Source organism: Neisseria dentiae (assembly GCF_024580525.1).
In the GTDB taxonomy this organism is placed as follows: domain Bacteria; phylum Pseudomonadota; class Gammaproteobacteria; order Burkholderiales; family Neisseriaceae; genus Neisseria; species Neisseria dentiae_A.
On sequence record NZ_JANIKQ010000014.1, the window covers coordinates 1 to 15,175 of the forward strand.

At 53.7% G+C, this 15,175-nt stretch carries 14 protein-coding genes, 2 tRNA genes and 1 pseudogene; 12 read left to right on the plus strand and 5 right to left on the minus strand.

What is annotated here, in order from left to right; translation table 11 throughout:
* Positions 1 to 219 precede the first annotated feature (219 nt).
* Complete coding sequence (locus NQ012_RS08980) at positions 220 to 693, minus strand: hypothetical protein (RefSeq protein WP_257067271.1); 474 nt, start codon at positions 691 to 693, stop codon at positions 220 to 222.
* A 366-nt stretch (positions 694 to 1,059) separates the two neighbouring features.
* On the opposite strand from NQ012_RS08980, the gene NQ012_RS08985 reads away from it, so the two are divergent.
* The 3 genes and pseudogenes from NQ012_RS08985 to NQ012_RS08995 all read left to right on the plus strand — a co-directional run.
* Positions 1,060 to 2,172, plus strand: a complete 1,113-nt coding sequence (locus tag NQ012_RS08985) for a YjgN family protein (protein WP_257067272.1) — start codon at positions 1,060 to 1,062, stop codon at positions 2,170 to 2,172.
* 22 nt (positions 2,173 to 2,194) lie between these two features.
* The gene (locus NQ012_RS08990) at positions 2,195 to 3,193 is read left to right on the plus strand and encodes a M48 family metallopeptidase (RefSeq protein WP_257067273.1); all 999 of its coding nucleotides are present in this window, start codon (positions 2,195 to 2,197) and stop codon (positions 3,191 to 3,193) included.
* A 51-nt stretch (positions 3,194 to 3,244) separates the two neighbouring features.
* Positions 3,245 to 3,388: pseudogene (locus NQ012_RS08995) on the plus strand (lipoprotein signal peptidase); the annotation flags it as partial.
* A gap of 22 nt (positions 3,389 to 3,410) precedes the next feature.
* Here NQ012_RS08995 and asd read toward each other — a convergent pair.
* Positions 3,411 to 4,532 (minus strand): aspartate-semialdehyde dehydrogenase, encoded by a 1,122-nt coding sequence (gene asd, locus NQ012_RS09000; RefSeq protein WP_257067274.1) that lies wholly within the window; start codon positions 4,530 to 4,532, stop codon positions 3,411 to 3,413.
* Between the two features lie 142 nt (positions 4,533 to 4,674).
* Here asd and NQ012_RS09005 point away from each other — a divergent pair, with 142 nt between their 5' ends.
* On the plus strand, positions 4,675 to 5,274 hold the full coding sequence (locus NQ012_RS09005) for an RDD family protein (protein WP_257067275.1): 600 nt from the start codon (positions 4,675 to 4,677) through the stop codon (positions 5,272 to 5,274).
* Positions 5,275 to 5,369: 95 nt separating this feature from the next.
* Here NQ012_RS09005 and NQ012_RS09010 read toward each other — a convergent pair.
* The 3 genes from NQ012_RS09010 to NQ012_RS09020 all read right to left on the minus strand — a co-directional run bounded on the left by NQ012_RS09010 (position 5,370) and on the right by NQ012_RS09020 (position 6,824).
* Positions 5,370 to 5,445: transfer RNA gene (locus NQ012_RS09010), tRNA-Ala, on the minus strand.
* A 7-nt stretch (positions 5,446 to 5,452) separates the two neighbouring features.
* Positions 5,453 to 5,529 (minus strand) — tRNA-Met (locus NQ012_RS09015).
* A 146-nt stretch (positions 5,530 to 5,675) separates the two neighbouring features.
* The gene (locus tag NQ012_RS09020) at positions 5,676 to 6,824 is read right to left on the minus strand and encodes a class I SAM-dependent methyltransferase (RefSeq protein WP_257067276.1); all 1,149 of its coding nucleotides are present in this window, start codon (positions 6,822 to 6,824) and stop codon (positions 5,676 to 5,678) included.
* Positions 6,825 to 7,144: 320 nt separating this feature from the next.
* Between NQ012_RS09020 and mraZ the strand changes: the two genes are divergently transcribed.
* From mraZ to NQ012_RS09060, 8 genes are all read left to right on the plus strand, one after another.
* Positions 7,145 to 7,600: a division/cell wall cluster transcriptional repressor MraZ gene (gene mraZ, locus NQ012_RS09025; RefSeq protein WP_257067277.1), complete on the plus strand. Its 456-nt coding sequence runs from the start codon at positions 7,145 to 7,147 to the stop codon at positions 7,598 to 7,600.
* Positions 7,597 to 8,556 carry a 16S rRNA (cytosine(1402)-N(4))-methyltransferase RsmH gene (gene rsmH / locus NQ012_RS09030; protein ID WP_257067278.1) on the plus strand — a complete coding sequence of 320 codons (960 nt, stop codon included), beginning with the start codon at positions 7,597 to 7,599 and terminating at the stop codon, positions 8,554 to 8,556. Before mraZ ends, rsmH begins: the two co-directional genes overlap by 4 nt.
* A 57-nt stretch (positions 8,557 to 8,613) precedes the next feature.
* On the plus strand, positions 8,614 to 8,874 hold the full coding sequence (gene ftsL / locus NQ012_RS09035; RefSeq protein ID WP_257067279.1) for a cell division protein FtsL: 261 nt from the start codon (positions 8,614 to 8,616) through the stop codon (positions 8,872 to 8,874).
* A 54-nt stretch (positions 8,875 to 8,928) separates the two neighbouring features.
* The gene (locus NQ012_RS09040; RefSeq protein ID WP_257067280.1) at positions 8,929 to 10,680 is read left to right on the plus strand and encodes a peptidoglycan D,D-transpeptidase FtsI family protein; all 1,752 of its coding nucleotides are present in this window, start codon (positions 8,929 to 8,931) and stop codon (positions 10,678 to 10,680) included.
* Positions 10,681 to 10,690: 10 nt separating this feature from the next.
* A complete protein-coding gene (locus NQ012_RS09045) occupies positions 10,691 to 12,187 on the plus strand; it encodes a UDP-N-acetylmuramoyl-L-alanyl-D-glutamate--2,6-diaminopimelate ligase (protein WP_257067282.1) in 1,497 nt (498 codons plus the stop codon).
* A gap of 389 nt (positions 12,188 to 12,576) precedes the next feature.
* A complete protein-coding gene (locus tag NQ012_RS09050) occupies positions 12,577 to 13,533 on the plus strand; it encodes a hypothetical protein (RefSeq protein WP_257067283.1) in 957 nt (318 codons plus the stop codon).
* Between the two features lie 79 nt (positions 13,534 to 13,612).
* Entirely contained in the window at positions 13,613 to 14,131 is a 519-nt protein-coding gene (locus NQ012_RS09055; RefSeq protein WP_257067284.1) for a M23 family metallopeptidase, read from the plus strand.
* A 67-nt stretch (positions 14,132 to 14,198) separates the two neighbouring features.
* Positions 14,199 to 15,134, plus strand: a complete 936-nt coding sequence (locus NQ012_RS09060) for an Abi family protein (RefSeq protein ID WP_257067285.1) — start codon at positions 14,199 to 14,201, stop codon at positions 15,132 to 15,134.
* Positions 15,135 to 15,175: the final 41 nt, after the last annotated feature.

Below are 15,175 nucleotides of genomic sequence, written 5' to 3' on the forward strand. Positions count from 1 at the left end.
AAGCTGCGGGAGGAGGCGACGGTGGGGGCCAAGGAGGCGAAGAAGGCGCAGCCTGCGGTGAAAAAACCGACCGCTAAGTAGTGAAGCTGCCGGCAGGCTGCGTATGGTAACAGATGCAGAGGCCGTCTGAAATGAATCTATTTCAGACGGCCTAATTGCAGGGCTGGTTTCTTGAATATCGTGTTGTGCTATTCGGCAAGTGTTGCGGCAGCCGTATGCTTATGCAGCCGGTACCAGCCGGTACCAGCCGGTTAAACGGTATAGGCATAGGCAGCCAACGAGGGGTTGGCAGACGGCAATGACCAGGTATCGGGGTGAACCGAACGCAATGGTATTGTGGCCGCCTGCCAGTTTGATCAAAGCCCATGCCCATTGCCAAAGAGATGGTATGCTGAAAGCGAGCACAGCTACCAGGCCGAGTGTGCGGAAAATGCCGATGGGCAGAATTTGCTGCTGCAACACGCTGCGGTTGAGTTTCAGCAAAGTCCACAAGCCGAAACCGATAATTAGCACCATACCGCCATTGGTCACAACTTGGAGGCCGCTGAAAGCAATATCGGGAGAAACGGGCAGCCCGTCTTTCGGTAATTGGGCTTGGCTCAGGTTGAAACTTTGCAGGATATTGATAATAAAAGTGTATGCCATATCGGCCAATACCAGCCATATCGGTAACGGGGTCAGTAAGCGGTTCATATTTCAGAGCAGGCGTAAAAAAACGCAGTTTAAAGTATTTACGGGGGAATATGAACGGGGCAATACAATTAATCTGTTTGATTCCGATAAAAATATATGGGATTTTAAGAAATTAAAGATACAGCTGTTCAGAAAATGAAATAGCGATAGTTGCTTGGATTGGAACCAATGAATCTTTAAGTAGGGGCGGTTAGGTATTGTGGTGAAGATCTCGATACAGAAAATACTTTGAGATTGATTATCCGGTTATCTAAATGACAGCCCCTTTCAAAAAGCAGGCCGTCTGAAAAATGCATTTTGTATTTTTCAGACGGCCTGAATATAATTCGGCTGTTGATTCGTTAATGTTAAAAGGGAAGCTTAAGGATGAGCAGTTTATCTGAGCAGGAAAACCGATATGATGAAAGCAGCTTGGCCGTGCAAGAAAACGCCGAAGTAGTAGTGTCGGCTACCGGCGTAGAGCAGGGGCAGCAATGGCGTTTTGAGTTTCACGGTAACGCCGGAGAATATTTCAACATTTGGATTGTTAATATTTTCTTAACTATCATCACCTTAGGCATTTATGCGCCGTGGGCGAAAGTACGCCGTTTGCGCTATTTTTACGGTAATACCCGGTTGGGTGGCGATCAATTCGATTTTACGGCACTGCCCTCGCGGATTTTAATCGGGCGGCTGATTGCCGTGGTGCTGTTTGCGGCGTTTTCGGTGTTGTCAGAGTTGGATCCGGCTTATGCGCTGGCGGTATGGGGAGTGGCATTGGTTGCCGTGCCGTGGCTGGTGCGCTCTACTATGCGTTTCCGCGCCAGAAACAGTAAATACGGCAACAGCCGCTTTTATTTTTCTGCTTCCCAAGGGCAGACTTATTGGCTGTTTGCCAAATGCCTGTTGGTTACGCTTTTGAGTTTCGGCTTGCTCTATCCGGTGGCGCTGTATTGGTTTAAATCTTATCAAATCAACCATCTGCATATCGGCGGTTTGAAGTTTGAATTGCAATCGGGTTGGGCCGATTTTTACGGCGCGGTGTTGAAGCCTTATTTATGGATGCTGCTGGCCGGATTTGTGGTTATGATATTGGGTATGATGTTGCAAACCCCCGGGCGTCCGGAGGTGGTGGGCGGTTTGTTTGTAGCGGCCGCTGCGGCACTTTATATTTTAATGATAGGTTTGTTTGTGCCGCTGACACAAGCCTATCTGTTCCGCGCCACCTGGCAGAATGTGCAAGTGGGTAACAGCCGTATTTCCACCGATTTGTCTCCGATAAAATATGCGTGGATTAAATTCACCAACTATGTTGCCATGGTGTTTACCCTCGGCCTGCTGCACCCGTGGGCGGCGGTCAGGCTTTATCGGTATCAGTCGGCATCGTTGCAGGTGGATTTGTATGATGATCCGCAAAACCTGGTTAATCAGGCACAGAATGATCCGCACAGCATAGGCGAAGAAATCGCCGATGTGTTCGATATCGATATTTCACTGTGAGACGGCAGCGGGAGAACAGGTAATGGCAGAATCTGTTACGGTACGTTATTACGACGGCAAGCGCAATATGCCCCATCAGGCCGAATTGTCGCTGGACGGAGAGCGGTTGCGCATCGTTTACGGCGGCGGCCAAACAGATTTTTATCCGCTGCACAGCGCGGCCTACCTTGCGGGCGTGGGCGGGGTATTGCCGGTGTTGGAGTTGCCGGATGATGCCCGCATCGAGTTTCCCGACCATCATGTGCCCGACTGGCTGCCGCTGCAAAACAAGGCCATGCTGAAGCATGTCGGCCGGCTCGAACAGAGCTGGAAATGGGCAGGCCTCGGCTTGGTTGTAGTGGTTTGTGTGATTACGGCGGTGTTTAAATGGGGCATTCCTGCTGCTGCTTATTATGCCGCCCGGCATTTGCCTGCCCAAACGTTGGACGACATCGGCGGCCAGGCCGAAAAAGCCATTGTCGGTTTAACCGGAGAAAGCCGCCTGAGTGCGGCGAGAAAGCGCGAAATATCGAATCTTTATCAAACCTTAAAACCGGAAAAGCCCGCAAAATTATTGTTCAGACAAGGGAACGGCCTCGGAGCCAATGCTTTGGCCATACCCAACAATACGATAGTTTTAACCGACGAGCTGATCGCCCTTGCCAAGCACGATAATGAAATTCTTGCGGTTTTGGCCCATGAGCAAGGCCATTTAAGCGAGCGGCACAGTTTGCAACAGGCTCTGCGCGGAATCGGCACCGGCGTGTTTTTGCTGCTGATAACGGGCGATACAAGCGATTTGCTTTCCAACCTGCCGGCCATGCTGGTGGCAGCGCAGTATTCCCAAACATTCGAGCTGGAAGCCGACCGTTATGCCATTAACGCATTGAAACGTCAAAATATTCCGCCAAAACATCTGGCAGATTTCTTGCAACGCTTAAACAGCAGCTACGGCCACGACGAAAGCGGTGTCGCACGGGTGTTCAGCTCCCATCCGGTAACCGCCGAGCGGGTGAAGCAGGTGGAAATGTTAGCCGAATAAAACAGATATGAAAAAGGCCCTCTGAAATATTTCAGACGGCCTTTAGCCATTATGAGACCTTTGCAAAACCCCCATCTGCGGCGCATTTCTGCGTTGTGTGCTGCTCGCTCGCTTGCCTAACTCCATGTTATGTCTGCGCTCGCTGCGCTGCTAGGCCTTGAACTGCATCCACATCTGGGGGTTTTGCAAAGGTCTCATTATATGTTTAGCAAACCGGTTACGAATCCAGATTACCCAATACAATCCGCAGCATACGGCGCAACGGCTCGGCGGCACCCCAAAGAAGCTGGTCGCCCACGGTAAACGCGCTGATGTATTCGCCGCCCATACCCAGTTTGCGGATGCGGCCCACGGGCACGCTTAATGTGCCGGTTACTTTGGCGGGGGTCAGCTCGTGGATGCTGGCTTCTTTTTCGTTGGGGATCACTTTCACCCAGCTATTAGCCGAGGAGAGCAGTTGCTCGATTTCGGCCACCGGCAAATCTTTTTTCAGCTTCAGCGTGATAGCCTGGCTGTGGCAGCGCATCGCGCCCACGCGCACGCACAGGCCGTCGATAACGGTGGGATTGGCGCTGCGGCCGAGGATTTTGTTGGTTTCCACGCCGCCTTTCCATTCTTCTTTCGATTGGCCGTTGCCCAAGTCGGCATCAATCCACGGAATCAGGCTGCCGGCCAGCGGCACGCCGAAGTTGGCGGCGGGGAAAGCATCGCTGCGCAGAAAATCGGACACTTTGCGGTCGATATCCAAAATCGCGCCGGCGGGGTCGGCGATTTCGGCTTTGACTTCGTTGTGAATCGCGCCCATGCCTTCGATCAGCTCGCGCATGTTTTTGGCGCCCGCGCCCGAAGCGGCCTGGTAGGTCATGCTGGTTGCCCATTCCACCAAGTCGTTTTGGAACAGGCCGCCCAAGGCCATCAGCATCAGCGATACGGTGCAGTTGCCGCCGATGTAGTTTTTCACACCGTTTTGCAGGGCTTGATCGATAACGTTGCGGTTGACGGGGTCGAGAATAATCACTGCATCATCGTTCATGCGCAGCGAAGAAGCCGCGTCAATCCAGTAGCCGTTCCAGCCGGAATCACGCAGCGGTTTGAATACGGCCTTGGTGTAATCACCGCCCTGACAGGTAACGATGATGTCCATTTTCGCCAGCTCGGCGGTATCGTTGGCATCCAACAGGGTTTTGGCGGTTTGGCCGAAGTCGGGAGCGGCGCCGCCTACGTTGGAGGTGGTGAAGAATACGGCTTCGGGAATATGGGCGAAGTCGTTTTCTTCCTGCATGCGCTGCATCAAAACCGAACCGACCATGCCGCGCCAGCCGACGAATCCTACTTTCATTGTTTGCTCCTAAAACGAAAAATTGTTTACAAAATAAGGAAAGATAATCAAGTTAGCGTTTTAACCCCCGAGGGGGTAAAAGTAAAGGCTTTTTTGTGGTAAGGTGGCAAAAATTTCCAAATCTTGAAACGGAGCGTCAAATATGGACACACTCAATTCCCACCCCGCGCCCGCCGGCGAAGAAATTGTGGAGGTGGATATTGCCACGGCGGGCAGCAGGATTGCGGCCTATCTCTTGAATGTGGTGTTTACCGTGTTGGTATTTGTTCCGTTGTTTTACAGCGTCGTGCTGCCTCTGATGGAGCATTGGGATGAGCAGAACCCCGAAGCTTTGGATCAAATCGCGTGGAACGGCCTTTTGGTGGCGGGCAGCTTGCTGCTGTTGCTGGTTTATGCAGCCGTACAAATGTGGCTGATGGCGCGGGACGGGCAGTCTTTCGGCAAAAGAATAATGAAAATCAGGGTATTGAAAAGCAACGGCGACAACCCCGGTCTTTGGGGTACGGTGATACTGCGCGAGATTTTGTTTAACGTTATCGTGAGCATCGCTTCGATGATTGCGGGCTATCTGATTACGCTGGTGGTGCAGGGCAGCCCCGAAACGGCCGAATTGATTGGTAATGCGTTATCGCAGCTGTTATGGGTGGTGTGTTTGGTGATGCTGTTTAACAAAACGAAAAACCGCCGCACTTTGCAGGATATGCTGGCCGATACGGTGGTGGTTAAGCTGCCGGAAAGATAATTTTGCGCAGGCAATGCAGATTGAAGGCCGTCTGAAACTTTTCAGACGGCCTTCACAGTAAAAAAGCACTTGGTTTTAACCAAGTGCTTTAAATCTGGTGGAGGTAAGCGGGATCGAACCGCTGACCTCTTGCATGCCATGCAAGCGCTCTACCAACTGAGCTATACCCCCGAAGTTCTGGTGGCGAATCAGGGACTCGAACCCCGGACACAAGGATTATGATTCCTCTGCTCTAACCGACTGAGCTAATTCGCCGTTTGGTGAAAGCGCAATTATACGGTTTTTTTTCGGACGGGCAACCGGTTTATCAGAAATTATGCGCTTTCGTTTGATTTTTATGGAAAAAAATATTTAAAGGCCGTCTGAAATGTTTTCAGACGGCCTTTGCCGTGCGGAAAGATTTAAAGTTTGTGGCAGATGTCGCCCGATATAAAGCCCTGCCAATCCACATCCACGCCGCGCCCGAACGCCATCACTTTAAACAGTTCGCCCATTTCGTGCTGGCCCAACAGCTTGTGCAGAGCCGCGGTTTCGCGGATATAGGCGGGTGTTCCGGGTTCGGCGGTTTGCGCCAGCAGGCCGGTGATGCCGAGGTTGAGTAAGAAATTGGCCTGGGTGGTGTAGCCGATTAAATCCAAACCGCCGTTGGTGCCGGCTTGGGCAATATCGGTGAAGTTGACATGGACGGTCAGGTCGGTGAGGCCGGGGTAGAAAAACGGATCGTGTACGGCGTGGTGTCGATAGTGCCCGATTAAGGTGCCCATATGCCGCTGCGGGTGGTAATACTGGGCGGCATCGAAGCCGTAGTCGATGAAAATCATGCCGCCGCGCACGAGTTTGCCCGCTAGTGTGCGGATAAAGGCGTGTTGGGCGGGGTGCAGTTCGCTGGTGTACGGCTCGTCGGGCGGAAAACAGGCTGCGGCACTTGCCAGCAAGCCGGCTTGGTCGAGCGGGCGCGGGGTTTGGACGAAGGCATTATGCTCCAGCGCCACACCGATTTGCCAAAATTGCCCGTGTTCGCGTCGGATAAGCTCGCAGGGCATGGCATCGAGCACTTCGTTACCGATGACGATGCCGTCGAAAGTGTCGGGCAATTCGGCTAAGTGGATAACTTTCCCGGCCGCTTCCGGCACTTGTTTGCAGATGCGGGCACGCTGGCGTTCGGCCAGTTCGCTTGATATTTCAATGATATAGTAATTTTTGAGGCCGTCTGAAAGCGATTGCAGCAAATCGGCGGCCAATTCGCCGGTGCCGGCGCCGAATTCATAGATGTTGCCGTCGGTTTGCGGCAGCAGCGGGGCAAGTTGGTTGGCGAGTGTGCGGCCGAACAAGGGGGTGAGGGCGGGGGCGGTAACAAAATCGCCCGCTGCCCCGATTTTGTGTGCGCCGCCGGTGTAGTAGCCGTATCGGGGGGCATAGAGCGCCAGCTCCATGAAGCGGGAAAACGGAATCCAGCCGCCGTGTTCGCGGATGTCTGCCGCAATCAGGCTTTGCAAGGCTTCGGAGGATGTTGCGGCGGCGGCAGAAGGGGCGGGTAATTGCGCAGTCATAAATGTTAGAACGTGTAAATTTTATCAAAGGGCCGGAATATTATACCCTTTATTAGAAAACGGACTCTATTTCATAATTTTTACTATATATGGTAATTGTAATATAATATTAATACTAGATATTGTGTTTTTTGTGTGTGTCAGGTGCATAAAGCGGGCGAGATGCCTGCTTTTTTGATGCTTAAGTGTTTGTCTTACTGGTTATTTTTTCAGAAAAGCGGGTTTGACCGCAATGTTGAAATTGCATATAGTGTGGGCATGTGGGGTAATGTGTGTCAAAGTGTCTTCATTGCCCGTTTTTAATCACGGAGTGGGATAAAGTGTTTGGCGGCGTTCACGAGTTGAGCATAGACAGCAAAGGGCGGTTGGCGATTCCTGCCAAGTTCCGCGAGCTGTTGTTGCGCCATTACACGCCGGCCGTGGTGGCAACGCTGGATTCGCGCAGCCGCCTGCTGATTTATCCCGAAGCCGAATGGGAAGGCGTGGCCAGGCAGCTGCTGGCGTTGAAAACGGCGGGCAATCCTACGCTGCAACGCTACCAAAACCTGCTGCTGCACAATGCCGACACGCTGGAGCTGGATACGGCCGGGCGCGTGCTGCTGCCCGCCAACCTGCGCCGCCGCGTGGATTTCGATAAGGAAGTAACACTAGTGGGGCGCGCCAACCGCTTGGAGCTGTGGGGACGCGAGCATTGGGAGGCCGAAATGGATCAGGCTTTGGATATCGATCCCGACGAGTTGGCTTCCGAATTGGGCCAAACGGATTTGCAACTGTGAGCGGTGCCGAAACTTTGCAACACATCACCGTGTTGCTGCACGAGGCGGTGGATGCGCTGGCCGTGCGGGAAAACGGTGTTTATGTGGACGGCACGTTCGGCAGGGGAGGGCATTCCCGCCTGATTCTGTCGAAACTGGGCAGCGAAGGCCGCTTGGTGGTGTTTGACAAAGACCCGCAGGCCGTTGCCGTTGCCAACGAATTGGCGGCGCAAGACAAACGCGTGAGTGTGGTGCATAACGGCTTCGCCACTTTTCAGACGGCCTTAGACGGGCTGGGTATCGGCAAAATAGACGGAGCCTTGTTTGACTTGGGCATTTCGTCGCCGCAGATTGACGAAGCGGCGCGCGGATTCAGTTTCCGTTTCGATGCCCCGTTGGATATGCGCATGGATCCCACGCGCGGCATTTCGGCCGCCGAATGGCTGGCAAGCGCCGCTGAGCAGGAAATACACGAGGTAATCAAAAATTATGGTGAAGAGCGGTTTAGTCGCCAGATTGCGCGCGCTGTCGTTTCGCAGCGCGAAACGGCGCCCATCGATACAACCCGCAAGCTGGCGCAGCTCGTGGCGCAAAACGTCCGTAGCCGCGAGCGCGGACAAGACCCGGCGACCCGGACGTTTCAGGCCGTTCGCATCTTCATCAACCGTGAGCTTGAAGAAATAGAAGCCGTGCTGCCGCAGGCGGCGGGCCGCTTGAAAGAAGGCGGCAGGCTGGCGGTGATTGCCTTCCACTCGCTGGAAGACCGCATCGTAAAACAGTTTATCAAGCGCTATTCGCAGCATCCGCCCATGCCCCGCTGGGCGGCGGTGAAAGAAGCCGATTTGCCGCAGCCACCGTTAAAGCCGGTGGGCAAGGCTATCAAGCCGGGCGGAGAGGAAACCGCTACCAACCCGCGCGCGCGTTCGGCCGTATTGCGTGTTGCCGAGCGCACCGGCGGCAGTTTTGAAGCATTTTAGCCGGCGGCATGCCTGCCGACGCAACAGGCCGTCTGAAAACGAAGGCCGTTTGAAAATATGAATAAATTAAACGTTATTTTATTGGTAGTGGCATTGTTGTCGGGCTTGGCGGTGGTAACCGTGCAAGACCGGTCGCGCCAATACTATATTTCGCTGGATAAGGCCGAAAAGCACGAAGTCCAGCTTGAGCAGGATTATGCGCGTTTGAAGCTCGAACAGGCCAAGCTGTCGAACCATACACTAATTAAAGAAGCGGCGGAGCGGCAAAGGCTGCAACCCCCGGGCGCATCAGATACACGCATGATTGAAATGAAATAAACGGCGGTTTCTTAAAAACAAATCGAGGCCGTCTGAAAAAAACGAGAAGTTGCTATGCTGATTAAAAACGAATATAAGCCTCAGATGCTGCCCAAGCAGCCCAAAGCCAAGAAACCCGTTTCTACCAACGGGCGTATTGCCTTTGTGCTCGGCGGTTTGGCTTTGGCGTTTGCCGCGCTGGTGGGGCGGGGTGTTTACCTGCAAACCACGCAGCATGAGTTTCTGAAAAACCAGGGCGACCAGCGCTTCGTGCGCACGGTGGCGCTGCCCGCTTCGCGCGGCACGATTACCGACCGCAACGGCGCCACGCTGGCCTTGAGCGCCCCTACCGAATCACTGTATGCCGTGCCTTCCGGTATGGATATCCAGCCGACGGCCGAACAGCTTGAACGGCTTTCCGCGTTAATCGGCGTGCCCGTTGCCACCATCGAAGAGCGTTTGGCAAAAAAAGATAAAGATTTCATTTATTTGAAGCGCCAGTTGAACAAAGAAACCGCAGATAAAGTGGCGGCTTTGGGCATCAAAGGCTTGGCGTTCCAGCAGGAAACCAAACGCCACTATCCGATGGGCAACCTGTTTGCGCACGTTATCGGTTTCACCAATATCGACGGTAAAGGCCAGGAAGGGCTGGAGTTGGCGCGTGAAGACGATTTGCGCGGCGAAAACGGTGCCAAAGTGGTGCTGCGCGACAACAAAGGCAATATCGTCGACAGCCTCGATTCCCCCCGCAACCGCGATCCGCAAAACGGCCGCGATATGGTGATGTCGCTCGACCAGCGCATTCAGGCGCTGGCTTATGACGAGCTGAACAAAGCCATCGCCCACCACCGCGCCAAAGCCGGCAGCGCCGTTGTGCTTGATGCGCAAACCGGCGAGATTCTGGCGTTGGTGAACAGCCCCGCCTACGACCCCAACAATCCCGGCGGAGCCGACAGCGAGCAGCGCCGCAACCGGGCCGTTACCGATATGATCGAGCCGGGTTCGGCCATGAAGCCGTTTCCGATTGCCAAAGCGTTGGACGAAGGCAAAGCCAGCGTGAATTCACGCTTCAACACCCTGCCGTTCAAAATCGGCCCCGCCACCGTGCGCGACACCCATGTTTACCCCTCGCTCGACGTGCGCGGCATCATGCAGAAATCGTCTAACGTAGGCACCAGCAAGTTGTCGGCCATGTTCAAGCCCGAAGAAATGCACGCGTTTTACCAAAGCCTGGGCATAGGCCGCCGTATGCACTCCGGCTTCCCCGGCGAAACACCGGGCATGCTGCGCAAATGGCAGAACTGGAAACCCATCGAACAGGCCACCATGTCGTTCGGTTACGGCCTGCAAATGAGCCTGCTGCAACTGGCGCGCGCCTACACCGTGATCACCAGCGACGGCGAACTGCTGCCCGTGAGCTTCGAAAAACAGGAAGCCCCGCCCAAAGGCGAGCAGATTATCAAGCCCGAAACCGCCCGCGCCGTGCGTGAAATCATGATTTCCGTTACCGAAAAAGGCGGCACCGGCACCATGGGTGCGGTTGACGGCTTCGATGTCGGCGCCAAAACCGGCACGGCCCGCAAACTGGTGAACGGCCGTTATGCCAGCGACAAGCACGTCGCCACCTTCATCGGTTTCGCACCGGCCGAGAAACCGCGCGTGATTGTGGCCGTTTCGGTGGACGAACCCTCCGCCAACGGCTACTACGGCGGCGTGGTTGCCGGCCCCGTGTTCAAAGGCATCATGGGCGGCAGCTTGAATATTCTCGGCGTATCGCCCACCAAACCTCTGAAGGAAACCCCCACCATTCAGACGGCCAAACGATAAAGAGTTTTTTATGTTCAGCGAACGAGTTCCCCCTGCTGAAACCGACCTGCCGCCCCTGCTGTGCGAAAGCGCAGCAGGGCGTTTGCTGCATTCGGACAGCCGAAAAATCCAGCCCGGCGACATCTTCGTCGCCTGCCAGGGCGAATACACCGACGGGCGCAGCTTTATCCCCGCCGCCATCGCCAACGGCGCCGCCTTTGTGTTTTGGGACGACGACGGCAGTTTTGCCTGGCAGCCCGAGTGGCAAGTGCCCAACCAAGGCATCAAAGATTTGAAAAACCGCGCCGGCATACTGGCCGCCGAAGTGTACGGCAACGTTTCAAGCGGTCATTCAGACGGCCCCGCCGTCTGGGGCGTTACCGGCACCAACGGCAAAACCTCGGTAACCCAATGGCTCGCACAAGCCGCCGACCTGCTCGAAGGCCGTCTGAAAAGCTGCGCCGTTATCGGCACCGTCGGCAACGGCTTTTGGGGCGAGTTGGTTGAAGCCACCCACACCACGCCCGATCCCGTTTCCGTACAAACCCTGTTCCACCGCTTCAAACAGCAAGGCGCACGCGCCGTGGCGATGGAAGTGTCCAGCCACGGCCTCGACCAAGCGCGCGTTAACGGCGTGCCCTTTCAGACGGCCGTGTTCACCAACCTCACCCGCGACCATCTCGACTACCACGGCAGCATGGAAGCCTACGGAGAAATCAAATCGCGCCTGTTTTACTGGCAGGGCCTGCAACACGCCGTGATTAATGCCGACGACGGATACGGCGCCGAACTGGCAGGCCGTCTGAAAGCCGATCGCCCCGGCCTGGCCGTTTACCGCTACGGTTTTGCCGAAGATGCCGACATCCGCATCACCGGCTTTAGCGCCACATCTGGCGGCATGACGGTTGCGCTCGACACCCCGTGGGGCGCGGGCGAATGCCAAACCCGCCTGCTCGGCCGTTTCAACGCCCAAAACCTTGCCGCCTGCGTCGGCGTGCTGTGCGCGGCAGGCTACCCGCTGCAACCGGTATTAAACGCACTCGCCCGCATCCGCCCCGCCACCGGCCGTATGGACTGCATCATGAATCCCGGCAAACCGCTGGTGGTGGTCGATTACGCCCACACGCCGGACGCCCTCGAAAAAGCGCTCGCCACCTTGCAGGAAATCAAACCGCAAGGCGCGGGCCTTTGGTGCGTGTTCGGCTGCGGCGGCAACCGCGACAAAGGCAAACGCCCGCTGATGGGTGCCGCCGCCGTTGCGGGCGCCGACAAGGTGGTGGTTACCAGCGACAACCCGCGCATGGAAGAGCCGCAGGCCATTATCGACGACATCCTTCCCGCCGTGCCCAACCCCGAACACATCGAAGCCGACCGACGCGCCGCCATCGGCTATGCAGTCAAACATGCCGCGGCAGACGATATCATTTTGATTGCCGGCAAAGGCCACGAAACCTATCAGGACGTGCAGGGCGAGAAGCATCATTTTTCCGATTTCGAAGAAGCCCAAAAGGCGTTGGATAATCGTTAAAAAATTTTCAGACAGGCATAACATTTCAGATAACTGGCAGACAAAATTGTAAAAGTAAAAACACGGGTTATCCCCAACAATGCCTGTCTGAAAACAAAAATTAAATAAACAAACTCACTTACGATGTGGGAAAAGGTCGGGTTGTTTACACTTTTTATGCCAAACGGCTTTTATTTTTTGCTGGAATGATGGTTTCGTGATTTTTGAGCATTCTCAAGAACGATGCGGCTTCGCCGTGCCTTTCGGCATTCTTGACAACCCTCAAAAATCCCAAAATGGGTCTGCATGCAAAAAACGGAAAGTGTAAACAACGCTGGAATTTCCTACAAATGGGAATTTATCGTTGTAACAAATGCGGGCATTTGGCAGAGCATGCTTGGCAGCCGAATATGGCAGAAGTTGCCTGCCCGAAGTGCCAAGCGCCCAATAAGGTTTACGACACCTTATTTTTTGTGCAGAAACTTTTGGAGCGTTATTTTGCCGTACATCGGGAGTTGCAGGCGCTGAAAGCCCAAGAGCAGGAAACGTCGGAAGATAAAAACCAATCGCCGCAACAGGCGGAGCAAGAACAGAATAATTTATTGGTGGGCGTAAATCTCGCGGCAACCGATGTGCTGGCAACGCAAGAGCAGCATGAGCCGCTTAAGCAATGGTTTATCAAACAAAACATCGTGCCTACGTTTGATTTTTCGGCGGTCGATATGAGCGGCTATTTTGACGAAGCGGCTTCGGAAATCGGCGGCAAATACCACATTACCAAGGATATTTTAGGTCGTATCGGATGGGCATACCGTAACAACCATACCGGAATCAATCTTGATATAGGCAAAATGGCGCAGAAAGATGCGCAACTGATCAACAATATGTGCCGTCAGTTTTACAGCCATACATTGTTTGCCAAATATTTCTACCAAAAGCAGGAAAAAGTTATCCGGCTGAATCTGCAAAAAGCCGCAGCCATCAAGCATTTTTTCAGCGGCGGTTGGTTGGAGTGGTATGCCTTGGGCAAAATGTTGGCCGAAGCCAAGCAGCGTGGCAAGGCATATGCCTTTTCTTGTGCCCGCAATGTGAAAATCAAATTCAGTAATGAAGATGTGCATGAATTAGATGTGGTTTTCCAGCCCGCCGGGCAGCCGCCGCTGATGATTGAATGTAAGTCGGGCGAGTTCCGCCAAGATATTGAGAAATATGTGCGGTTGAGAAAGCGCTTGAATTTGCCCGCCGCCAGATTTGTTGTGCTGGTAACCGATTTGGAAGATTCTCAGGTAGCGGCATTGAGCAGCATGTACGAATTAACCTTTGTTACACCCAAAACATTAATGAAACATATGCGGGAAGTAATGTAGGCCAAGGAAAGGGAGTTTTTCAGACAGGCTTATCGAAGTGGGGAAGGCCTGTCTGAAACCAACGAAAGGAACCCGATCAGTGATATCGAAACCCGCCAAGCGGCTGGTGTGCTTTGCCGCCGTTTCCGTTTTTTTATGGGGCTGCCAGGCCACGCGGCCGAATCAGGAGCTGGCCGAACTCAGGGCGCAGCCCGCCCCGGCAAAACAAAGCCTGATTAACCCCGTGAAAGGCCAACGTTTCGCCGACACATGGGGTGCGGCCCGCAGCGGCGGACGCAGGCACGAAGGCGTGGATATTTTCGCCGACAAAGGCACGCCCGTGCGCAGCACCACCAACGGCATCGTTACCAAACGCGGCAAAAACAGATTGGGCGGCAAAGTGATCGGCATACAAGGCCCCGGCGCATGGCACTATTACGCCCACCTGAAAAAATTCGCCGGCGCGAAGTTATACGACAAAGTGAAGGCCGGTGAGGTTATCGGCTATGTAGGCAAAACCGGCAACGCCAAAAAAACACCGGCACACCTGCACTACGGCGTTTATCCCACCCACGGCGGCGCGGTGAATCCTTATCCGTTGATTGATCAGGAGAGATGAATCGGGTTGGAATAATAAGTTTCTGAAACAAATATAAAAACAATATAACGGGAGGCCGTCTGAAAATATGTATGAACCGATAAAACCGTGGCGGGATTTTGCCGACCAAGTTGTGTTGCTGGAAAGCAGAGGGATGCAAATTGACGATAGTGAGCGTGCGGAAAAATATCTGCGCCGTATCGGGTATTATCGTTTGAGCGGCTATTTTCATGTTTTCCGACAATGGGATGGGCAAAATCAGGTTTTGCTGGAAACCTTCCGGCCCAATAGCAGTTTTGAGAGTGTTTTATCGCTATATCTGTTTGATAAAAAATTGCGCTTGCTGGCGTTGGATGCGCTTGAGCGGATTGAAATGGCTGTGCGGGTGGATATCGTGCATATTCTGGGTAAGAAAGATCCGCTGGCTCATGAAAACGCGGCGTGTTTCGATGGTAAGTTTGCCAAAACCATTCAGGCCAACGGGAAGACTAAGTATCAGGAATGGTATGAGCGGCTGGAAGAATTGATTAGAAAAGCCCGGCAACGGAAAACATCTTGTGTTGTGCATAATTTACATAAATACGGACACTTACCGGTTTGGGCAGTATGCGGATTATGGGACTTTGGTGCGATGTCCCGCCTATATGAGGGAATGAAGCATCAGGATCAAAATCTCATTGCCCGTAAATACGGTGCGTTGCATGGCGGGATATTTGCGAAGTGGCTGCGCAGTTTGAATGAGATACGCAATATTGCAGCCCATCACGACCGATTGTGGAATGCACGCATCGTTCAGCAGGCAGCGCCCATTTCGACAGATGAATATTGGAAAAAACTCAAAAATTACCATCCGTTTTTCTATTTCTGCATTATGCAGCAGATGATGAAAATATTGTGCCCGCATTCTAAATGGGCAGACAGGTTTGATGAGCTGTTGCGTGAATTTCCCGAAGAAGCCGTTACCAGCTTGGCTGCATTCGGATTACCGGAGCATTATCGGGAATGGGATTTGTGGAAAAAATAAAGGCCACTACATGCAAAAGCAGAGGTAGCGGCCGTTTCGAG